Consider the following 8,237-nt stretch of genomic DNA (forward strand, 5'->3'; position numbering starts at 1 on the left):
GCACGACATGATCACCGTCCTCGGAGCCGTCGTCGTCCTCGCCGTCCTCGCGGTCGCGCGCTACGGCGCCGACAGCCGCTTCGACAGCGGCCCCGATCCGCGGGATCCCGCCCGGCCCCGGGGCCCGCAGTACGCGCACACCCCGGCCGCCGACCTCGCGCTGCTGGCCGCCCTCGGGCGCCGCATCGCCGCACACGGCCGCGCCTGGGCGATCTACGACCGCGCGCTCCGTCCGTGGGAGCGGGTCTGAGCCGCGGGGCGACCGAGTGGACCCCCGGGGCGGCACCCGCAGCCGTGGGAGTCCACTCGGCCGGCACGGCGCTACCCGGTTTCACGACGACCGCCGCAGAACCGGGTCCCGGCGACCCGGTTCTGCGGCGAGCGTGGTGAGCGTGGTGAGCGTGGTGAGCGCCGGCGTGGAGCCGAAGTCCGCTCAGATGTCGGCGGCGGCCGCACGGTCGAGCAGCCACAGCGTGCGCTCGGTCCCGGCCAGGCCGGCGAGCGGGATCTCGACCTCGTCCGCGCCGTGCGCCGCCCGGCCCAGTGCCTCCGCCTTGCCGGAGCCGGCCGCCACCAGCCAGACCTCGCGCGCGGCCCGGGACGCGGCGAGGGTGAGCGAGATGCGCGTCGGCGGGGGCTTCGGGCAGTCCCGGACCGCGACGACGCCGGGTGCGGTCGCGTGGACGGCGGGGGAGTCGGGGAAGACCGAGAGGGTGTGGCCCTCCGGCCCGCAGCCGGCCAGCAGCACGTCGAACGCCGGGATGCCGGGCGCCCCGGCCGCCTCGCCGAGCCGGGCGGAGGCCTCGGTCAGCTCCTGCGCGTAGGCCTCGGCCCCCTGGTCGGGATCGGCGGTGTCGGTCAGCTCGACCTCGCCCGCGTCCAGCGCCGCGTGCCCGGGCGTCGACGACGCCATCGGGTGCACCCGCGCCGGGTCGAGGGGCACCGCGTCGAGCAGCGCCTCGCGGGCCTGCGCGTCGTTGCGCTCGGGGTCGCCGGCCGGCACGAAGCGCTCGTCGCCCCAGAAGACCTCGAGGCGCGACCAGTCGACCGAGTCGCGGTCGGGCGAGGCGGCGACGGCGCGCAGCATTGCGATGCCGATGCCGCCCCCGGTCAGGACGACCGAGGCGAGCCCGCGTGCGCTCTGCGCCCCGGCGAGGGCCGCCAGGAGCCGCGCCGCCCCGTCGTCGGCCACCGCCTGCTCGTCGTCGTGGACGACGACCTCACGCCCCGCCACCGTGCGGGTCTCGGCACTCATGTCTTCGCCTTCGCACGCGAGGACCGCCGACCCCCGGTGGACGGCACGTTCTCGAGCGCCTCGCGGAAGATCTCGTCCGGGTCGAGGCGGCGCAGCTCCTCGGCCAGGCACTCCCGCACCGTGCGACGCGCCAGCGCCACCCGACGGGTGGGCTGACCAGGCTGCGAGAGGCGGGCGGTCTTGCTGTCGATCCGGCGGAGCTCCACCGGCCCGGACGGCCGCTCGAGGCGGACCGCACCGATGCCGCCGCCCGGCACCGCGGCGACGCTCGTCTCCGCCGGCGCCCCGAGCCGGGACGACAGCCACCCGGCCAGCAGGTCCGCGGAGGCGGAGTCCGCCTCGCCCGACACCTCGATGCGGGTGACGTCCTCGTGCGGCGGCTCGTCGAGGGCCGCGGCGAGCAGACCGCGCCAGGAGGTGATGCGGGTCCACGCGAGGTCGGTGTCGCCCGGGTGGTAGCGCCCGGCCAGCTTCGCGAGGGTCTTCGACGGGGAGCGCGTGGTCGAGACGTCCGTGATCCGCCGGGCCGCGACCGACCCGACCGGGTCCTGCCCCGGGGCGGCCGGGGGGTCGCCGGGCCACCACGCGACGATCGGGGCGTCGGGGAGCAGCAGCGGGACGATGATGCTGCCGCCCTGGTCCGCGAGCGGGCCGTACATGCGCAGCACGATCACCTCGCTCGCGCCCGCGTCACCGCCGATGCGGATCTGGGCGTCGAGCCGTGAGGCCGCCCGCCGGATTCCCCGGGCCAGCACCAGCACGCGGCACGGGTGCTCGCGGGAGGCGTCGTTGGCAGCCTGGATGGCGCTCTCGGCCCCGGGCCCGTCCTCGGTGGAGATGACGAGGGTGAGCACCCGGCCCAGGGCCACGGCACCCGCGCTCTCGCGCAGCTCCACCATCTTGCGGTTGACCGCCGAGGTGTCGGTCGACGGCAGGTCGACGATCACTGGTCCCCCTTCATAGCCATGATGCGGTCAGGGCCTGCGCCAGACGCGGCCGGTGCGCGAGAGGAGCTCGTCGGCCGAGCGCGGGCCCCAGGTGCCCGCGGGGTAGGCGTCGGGAGTGCCCTCGCGGTGCCACTTCTCGATGACCGGGTCGAGGATCCGCCAGGACAGCTCGACCTCGGTGTTGGTGGGGAAGAGCGACGGCTCGCCCAGCAGGACGTCGAGCAGCAGGCGCTCGTAGGCCTCGGGGGAGGCCTCGGTGAACGCCGTGCCGTACCCGAAGTCCATCGTGACGTCGCGGACCTCCATGCCCGAGCCCGGGACCTTGGACCCGAACCGCAGCGTGACGCCCTCGTCGGGCTGCACCCGCACGACCAGCGCGTTCTGCCCGAGCTCCTCGGTCATCGTCTGGTCGAACGGCAGGTGCGGGGCGCGCTTGAACACGATGGCGATCTCGGTGACGCGCCGACCCAGCCGCTTGCCGGTGCGCAGGTAGAACGGCACCCCGGCCCAGCGGCGGGTGTTCACCTCGCAGGTGATCGCGGCGTAGGTCTCGGTCACCGAGTCGCTCGGGAACCCCTCCTCCTGCTGCAGGCCCTTCACCTCGGTCGAGCCCTGCCACCCGGCGGTGTACTGCCCGCGCGCGGTGGTCTCGTCCAGCGGCTCCTCGAGCTTCGTCGCGGAGAGGACCTTGATCTTCTCCTCGCGCAGGTCGTGCGGGGAGAACGACAGCGGCTCCTCCATCGCGCACAGGGCGAGCAGCTGGAGCAGGTGGTTCTGGATGACGTCCCGGGCGGCGCCGATCCCGTCGTAGTAGCCGGCGCGGCCACCCACCCCGATGTCCTCGGCCATCGTGATCTGCACGTGGTCGACGTGGTGGGCGTTCCAGATCGGCTCGAACAGCTCGTTGGCGAAGCGCAGCGCGAGCAGGTTCTGCACCGTCTCCTTGCCGAGGTAGTGGTCGATGCGGAACACCGACTCCTCGGGGAAGACGTCGTTGACGATCTCGTTGAGCTCCTGCGCCGAGGCGAGGTCGTGCCCGAAGGGCTTCTCGATGACGACGCGGCGCCAGGCGTCGTCGGTGGAGTCGGCCAGCCCGGAGCGGGAGAGCTGCTTGCACACCGTCGGGAACGCGTCGGGCGGGATCGAGAGGTAGAACGCGTGGTTGCCGTTGGTGCCGCGCTCGGTGTCCAGTTCGGCCACGGTCGCCGCGAGCCGGTCGAACGCGTCGTCGTCGTCGAAGGTGCCCTGGACGAAGCGCAGGCCCTCCGCGAGCCGGTCCCACACCTCGGAGCGGAACGGCGTGCGGGCGTGCTCGCGCACCGCGTCGTGCACGACGTCGGCGAAGTCCTCGTCCGCCCAGTCGCGCCGCGCGAACCCGACCAGCGCGAAACCGGGCGGCAGCAGGCCCCGGTTCGCGAGGTCGTAGATGGCCGGCATCAACTTCTTGCGCGCGAGGTCGCCGGTCACCCCGAAGAGCACGAGCCCGCTCGGGCCCGCGATCCGCGGGAGCCGCTTGTCCCGCGGGTCGCGCAGGGGGTTGTCCCAGTGCTGCATCGGGGAGCCGCCACGGCTCAACGCGACACCTCCGCGTCTCTCCCCGTCGCTCCGCTCGCCCCGGCGACGGCGTTCGCGAGCGCCACCAGCCCGGCCGCCCGGTCGGCGAGGTGCACCCGCAGCACCGGGCGTCCGTGGTCGGCGAGGACCTTGGCGTCGCCGGCCGCCTGGGCGTGCTGGAGCTGCCCGAACGTGAAGGGCTGGTCGGGGATCGCCAGGTCGTCGGCCACCGAGCCCGTGATCTGCAGGAACACGCCGTTCTGGTGCCCGCCCTTGTGGTACTGCCCGGTGGAGTGCAGGAAGCGCGGGCCCCAGCCGAAGGTCGTCTGCAGGCCCGTCCGCGCCGCGATCTCGGCGCGCAGCACGCTCGCCGACGCGTCGTCGAGCCGGTCGAGGTAAGCCTGGACCGCGACGTAGCCGTGGTCGGGCGCCGCGTCCACCAGGGCCTGGAGCGCCTCGGTGAGCGTGCCGGGGGAGCCGAGCCAGGGGCCCCCGCGGACCTCCACCGGGCCGTCGACGAGCACGGGCGCCTCGTCCTGGGCCGGCCCGGAGCCGGAGCCCGCCGCGTCGAGCAGGTCGCGGGTGGCCTGCTTGGCGGACTCGACGTCGGGCTGGTCGAACGGGTTGATCCCGATCAGCCGGCCCGCGAGCGCGACCGCGGTCTCCCAGAGCAGGAACTGGCCGCCGAGGGTGCCCTCGGCCGCGATCTGGGCGTTCCCGGTCGCGGGTCCGATGGTGACGACGGTGGCGTCGCTCCCGTGGTCGGCGAACCCGGGCGCGTCGGGGGACTCGACGACGACCGGCAGGAGGCCGACGCCCTGCTTGCCGGTCGACTCGGCGATGAGCTGCTCCGCCCAGTCGCCGAAGCCGATCAGCCCGGAGCCGGAATCGGCGAGGACCACCTTCTCCGCGCCCGCGTTGTGCGCGGCGGCGAGGGCGGCGCCGAGCAGGATCGCGGGGTTGTCGGCGCTGTCGGCCTGCAGGGCCGGGGCCGCGGCGGCCGCCTCGTCGAGGAGCTGACCGACGTCGACCCCGGCGAGCGCGGAGGGGACCAGCCCGAACGCGGTGAGCGCCGAGTAGCGCCCGCCGACCTCGGGGTCGGCCTCAACGGTGGTGCGGTACCCCTGCTCGGTGGCGAGTTGCGCGAGCTTCGTCCCCGGGTCGGTGACGACGACCATCCGGCTCGCCGCGTCGATCCCGTTGGCGGCGAAGACCTCCGCGAAGGTGCGGCGCTGGCTGTCGGTCTCGACGGTGCCGCCGGACTTCGAGCTCACGACGAGCACGGTGCGCGAGAGGTCGCCCGCGAGGGCGTCGGAGACCTGGCCGGGGTCGGTGGTGTCGAGCACCGTGATCGGGTGCGCGCCGCCGACCGCCGAGCCGGAGCGGGTGTGGCAGATGACCTCGGGCGCGAGCGACGAGCCGCCCATCCCGGCGAGGACGACGCGGTCGACGCCCTCGGCGTGCAGGTCACCGCGGAGCGCGGTCAGACGGTCCACCAGCGGGCGCGAGGTCTCGTGCAGCGAGACCCAGCTCAGCCGCTTGGCGGCCTCGCTCTGCGCGTCCGGACCCCACAGCGTGGGGTCCTTGCGCCCCAGGGCGGAGGCGACGCCGTCGCCGACGAGCTTCTCGACGAGCGCCGAGGCCGCGTCGGCGAGCTGGGGGTCGACCAGCGAGACCGAGACCCCGCTCTCGGCGGCGCTCACGACTGCTCCGGGCTGCGGCGGGTCAGCTGCTCGGACACCGTCTCGAGGAGCTCGTTCCAGGCCTTCTCGAACTTGTCGACGCCCTCGTCCTCGATCACCTGGAGGACGTCGTCCATGTCGACGCCGACCTCGGTGAGAGCGGCGAAGACCTCGGCGGCCGCGCCCGCCGTCCCCGACACCGCGTCCCCGTGCAGCTCGCCGTGGTCGGCGAACGCGTCGAGGGTGGCCTCGGGCATGGTGTTGACGGTGTTCGGGGCGACCAGCTCGGTCACGTACAGCGTGTCCGGGTAGGCCTTGTTCTTGACGCCGGTCGAGGCCCACAGCGGGCGCTGCGACTTCGCGCCGGCACCCTGCAGGGTGGCCCAGCGCTCGGTGCCGAAGACGTCGAGGTAGGCCTGGTACGCCAGGCGCGCGTTGGCGATGGCGGCGGTCCCGCGCAGCGCGAGGGCCGCGTCGGTGCCGATCTTCTCCAGGCGCTTGTCGACCTCGGTGTCCACGCGCGAGACGAAGAAGGAGGCGACCGAGGCCATCGAGGAGAGGTCGTGGCCGTTGGCCTTGGCCTGCTCCATGCCGGCGAGGAAGGCGTCCATCACGGCGCGGTAGCGGTCGACGGAGAAGATCAGCGTGACGTTGACGCTGATGCCCTCGGCGAGCGTGCGCGTGATCGCCGGGATGCCCTCGGGCGTCGCCGGGATCTTGATCATCAGGTTGGGCCGGTCGACCGTCTTCCACAGGTCGACGGCCTCGTCGACCGTGGCGTCGGTCTTGTGGGCGTTGCGGGGGTCCACCTCGAGCGAGACCCGCCCGTCGGTGCCGCCGGTCTCGGTGAACACCCCCCGGAAGATGTCGCAGGCGTGGCGGACGTCGTCGGTGGTGATCTCGCGGACCGCGTCGTCGACCGAGGCGCCCCGCCGGGCGAGGTCGTCGAGCTGCTCGGCGTAGTGGTCCGCGTCGGACAGCGCCGCCTGGAAGATCGAGGGGTTCGACGTGACCCCGACGACGTGCTTCTGCTCGATGAGCGTCTTCAGGTTGCCGCTCATGATGCGCTGGCGGGAGAGGTCGTCGAGCCAGATGGATACGCCGGCCGAGGAGAGGTCGGCCAGGGGGGTGGGGCTCATGGTGTCCTCCGGATGGACTGTTGTGTCCGGACGTCGGGGTGGCCGGGGTCGACCTGGTCGGTCAGGACGTCACACGTGCCAGTGTGCGGCGCGCGGCGTCGACGACGGCCTCGGCGGTGAAACCGAACTTCTCGAACAGGGTCTTGTAGTCGGCGCTCGCCCCGAAGTGCTCGATGGAGACGGGCTCACCGACGGTGCCGATGTGGCGGAACCAGGGCTGGGCCACCCCGGCCTCCACCGAGACACGCGCGGTGACCGACGAGGGCAGCACGCTCTCGCGGTAGTCCTCGTCCTGGTTCTCGAACCAGTCGAGGCAGGGCATCGAGACCACGCGGGTGGGGACGCCGTCGTCCTCGAGGGTCTTCCGGGCCTCGACGGCGAGCTGCACCTCCGAGCCGGTGGCCATGATGATCACCTGCGGGGAGCCGTCGCTCGCGTCGGCCAGGACGTAACCACCCTTGGCGACGCCCTCGGCCGACGTGCCCTCCAGGACCGGGAGGTTCTGGCGGGTCAGCGCGAGACCGGCGGGCCCGGTCGGGTTCTCGAGGACCGCCCGGAACGCGTGCGCGGTCTCGTTCGGGTCGGCCGGGCGGAGCACCGACATCCGCGGGACCGCGCGCAGGCTCGCCAGCTGCTCGATCGGCTGGTGGGTCGGGCCGTCCTCGCCGAGGCCGATCGAGTCGTGCGTCCAGACGTAGATCGTGTTCAGGTTCATCAGCGCCGCCAGGCGGACCGGGGGCCGCATGTAGTCGGAGAAGATGAGGAAGGTGCCGCCGAAGACGCGGGTGCCGCCGTGCAGCACGATCCCGTTCAGGATCGAGCCCATCGCGTGCTCGCGGACCCCGAAGTGCAGGACGCGGCCGTAGGGGCTCATCTGCCCCCACATCTCGGTCTTCACGGTGGAGGGCCCGAACGAGGGCGAGTCCGGGATCGTCGTGTTGTTGCTCTCGGCGAGGTCCGCCGAGCCGCCCCAGAGCTCGGGCAGTTCCGGCCCGACGGCGCCGAGGATCTTCTGCAGTGCCTTGCGGGTGGCGAGCGGGTCGTCGTCGGTGCTCCACGTCGGCAGCGAGTCGGCCCAGCCCGCGGGCAGCTCGCGCTTGGCCATGCGGTCGAAGAGCTCCCGACGCTCCGGGTTCGCCTCCGCCCAGTCGTCGAACCGCTTCGTCCAGGCCTCGTGGGCCTCGCGTCCGCGGTCCTTGACCTCGCGGGCGTGGGCGAGGACCTCGTCCTCGATCTGGAAGGACTTGTCGGGGTCGAAGCCGAGGATCTTCTTGACGGCCGCGACCTCGTCGGCGCCCAGCGCCGCGCCGTGCGCGCCGCCGGTGTTCAGCTTGTCCGGCGCCGGATAGCCGATGACGGTGCGCAGCGCGATGAAGCTGGGTCGGTCGGTGACGGCCTTGGCGTTGTCGATCGCCTCGCGGATCCCCACGACGTTCTCGCCGCCCCGGACCACCTGGGTGTGCCACCCGTAGGCCTCGTAGCGCCCGACGACGTCCTCGGAGAGCGCCACCGTGGTGTCGTCCTCGATCGAGATGTGGTTGTCGTCGTAGAAGACGACGAGGTTGCCGAGCTGCTGGCGGCCGGCGATCGAGCTCGCCTCGGCCGTCACGCCCTCCTCGATGTCGCCGTCGGAGGCGATGACGTAGATGAAGTGGTCGAA

General features: G+C 73.3%; 7 protein-coding genes. 1 reads left to right on the forward strand and 6 read right to left on the reverse strand.

Annotated features, from left to right (window positions below; genetic code table 11):
* Positions 1-250 (forward strand): hypothetical protein (locus AC0CYZ_RS30605; protein ID WP_472221883.1); only part of this gene is annotated, 250 nt, incomplete at its 5' end.
* A 183-nt stretch (positions 251-433) separates the two neighbouring features.
* Here AC0CYZ_RS30605 and pgl read toward each other — a convergent pair.
* From pgl to AC0CYZ_RS30635, 6 genes are all read right to left on the reverse strand, one after another.
* Complete coding sequence (gene pgl / locus AC0CYZ_RS30610; RefSeq protein WP_472221884.1) at positions 434-1,255, reverse strand: 6-phosphogluconolactonase; 822 nt, start codon at positions 1,253-1,255, stop codon at positions 434-436.
* Positions 1,252-2,202 (reverse strand): glucose-6-phosphate dehydrogenase assembly protein OpcA, encoded by a 951-nt coding sequence (locus AC0CYZ_RS30615; RefSeq protein WP_472221885.1) that lies wholly within the window; start codon positions 2,200-2,202, stop codon positions 1,252-1,254. The genes pgl and AC0CYZ_RS30615 overlap by 4 nt, the downstream gene beginning before the upstream one ends.
* A 27-nt stretch (positions 2,203-2,229) precedes the next feature.
* Positions 2,230-3,756 carry a glucose-6-phosphate dehydrogenase gene (gene zwf, locus AC0CYZ_RS30620; RefSeq protein WP_472221889.1) on the reverse strand — a complete coding sequence of 509 codons (1,527 nt, stop codon included), beginning with the start codon at positions 3,754-3,756 and terminating at the stop codon, positions 2,230-2,232.
* A 17-nt stretch (positions 3,757-3,773) separates the two neighbouring features.
* Complete coding sequence (locus AC0CYZ_RS30625; protein ID WP_472221886.1) at positions 3,774-5,459, reverse strand: glucose-6-phosphate isomerase; 1,686 nt, start codon at positions 5,457-5,459, stop codon at positions 3,774-3,776.
* Positions 5,456-6,577, reverse strand: a complete 1,122-nt coding sequence (tal, locus tag AC0CYZ_RS30630) for a transaldolase (RefSeq protein WP_472221887.1) — start codon at positions 6,575-6,577, stop codon at positions 5,456-5,458. Before tal ends, AC0CYZ_RS30625 begins: the two co-directional genes overlap by 4 nt.
* 61 nt (positions 6,578-6,638) lie before the next feature.
* Positions 6,639-8,237 (reverse strand): transketolase family protein (locus tag AC0CYZ_RS30635; RefSeq protein ID WP_472221888.1); only part of this gene is annotated, 1,599 nt, incomplete at its 5' end.

The organism is Actinomycetospora sp., from assembly GCF_055612215.1.